The sequence below is a fragment of the Metabacillus rhizolycopersici genome (assembly GCF_020075705.1).
This window is the reverse complement of sequence record NZ_JAIQUM010000199.1, coordinates 1-1,619: the sequence shown is the minus strand read 5'-3', so window position 1 is coordinate 1,619 and position 1,619 is coordinate 1. Positions and strand designations below refer to the sequence as shown.

Sequence of the window (1,619 nt, the reverse complement as noted above, 5' to 3'; positions counted from 1 at the left end):
TCGTATTATAAGGTCAGCCAGAAAATATTTCTGGTTGACCATTTTTTATATCGATATATGATAACGGTAGCCGGGGTAGAACGTAAGCGCCCGTGGGACTAAGATCCCGTCCGCAAAACAGTTCGCCCCCTACTTGTAGAAACATGTTTGAGGCTGGTTGGGACAATGATCTCGTATAACAAGCGAAGCTATGACACTGCAAGAAGGATTAGGGGTACCGGTAATTATATTTGAAGGAGGAGATTTATAATGAATCCAGTCATTGGTCTGGATGTGGCAAAAGGCGAAAGTCAGGTTCAAGCATACTTGGAAAGAAAGAAGCCCTACAAGAAAAGTTTCAAAGTAAAACATGATCTTGATGGGTTAGCTAGTTTATTAGATTTTATTAAAGAGATAGAAGATATTTCAGGAGAACGTCCCCCTCTTGTAATGGAATCAACGGGTCATTATCACACACCTGTTGTTCAATATTTTGAGGACAAAGGCTATTTAATTATTATCGTAAATCCACTCATCTCTTATAAAGCAAAAAGTTCTAGTTTGCGAAAGGTAAAAACAGATATCATTGATGCCAATCACCTCTGCGAGCTGTATTATAAAGAGGATTTAGAGCCTTATAAAAAGCGTGGTATCCAACTTATGAACTTACGTCATCTTACGAGACAGCACGATAATATTATAGGCGTGTTTGTACAAACCAAACTACAATTTCAGGCAGTCTTGGATCAAGTTTTTCCTGAATACAGTAAGGTTTTTGGATACTTATATTCGGATGTTTCTTTAAAAACATTACAAGCATTTCCTACTTCAGAAGATGTCTTGAAAGCTGATACTGAAACATTAGCAACTAAAATAAAAGAATTCTGTAACACTCGTTCACTACAATGGACAAACAAACAGGCTGAAAAGCTAATTACTGCCGCAGCTCAAAATCCTTTTCAGAAGACTTTATACTCTAGTCTTGCCCTAAGCTTAGATATGTATATTAATATGCTCTTTGAACACAAAAAACATCTATCCATGCTTGAAAATGAGATAGATGCTTTAGCAAAAAGTATTGAAGAATCTAAGATTATCCGATCAATTCCCGGTATTGGTGAAAAAATCGCAGCCACGATCATTTCTGAAATTGGGGAAATTGAAAGGTTTAATCACCCTAAGAAACTAGTGGCATTTGCCGGTCTTGATCCAAGTGTCTTTGAATCTGGCACATTCAAAGGTACTTACAATCGAATTACCAAAAGAGGCTCTAGCAGACTACGGCAAGCTTTGTATATGGCTGTTAAATGTGCTATTCGTGACTGTCGCAAACAGAAAACAACGGATGAAATCCTTCCTCGTAATAAGAAATTACGAGCGTTTTATGATAAGAAACGGGAAGAAGGAAAACCTTTTAGAGTAGCTGTGATAGCTTGTGCAAACAAACTCTTACATTGGATTTATGCGCTTTTAAAAAACAAAACTTCTTTCCAAGATTTAGTTTAAATCAACATTTTAACCAAGTGAACCAAAACTTTCCAAACGTAGTATTTGGAAGGTTATTTGGCATGCACCAATTTAGTATAACATGATATTTTTAATATTTTTATTGAAAAATGTTGACAACTATTGGCTGGTTT

1 protein-coding gene is annotated in these 1,619 nt (G+C 36.2%); it reads left to right on the top strand.

Annotated features, from left to right (window positions below):
• Window positions 1–249: 249 nt before the first annotated feature.
• Window positions 250–1,485, top strand: coding sequence for an IS110 family RNA-guided transposase (locus tag K9V48_RS27905; RefSeq protein WP_224142302.1), 1,236 nt, complete (start codon window positions 250–252; stop codon window positions 1,483–1,485).
• Window positions 1,486–1,619 lie beyond the last annotated feature (134 nt).

Bases quoted from the DNA above. Each gene is read 5' to 3' on its own strand.
- K9V48_RS27905 (WP_224142302.1), top strand. From the start codon at position 250: ATGAATCCAGTCATTGGTCTGGATGTGGCAAAAGGCGAAAGTCAGGTT.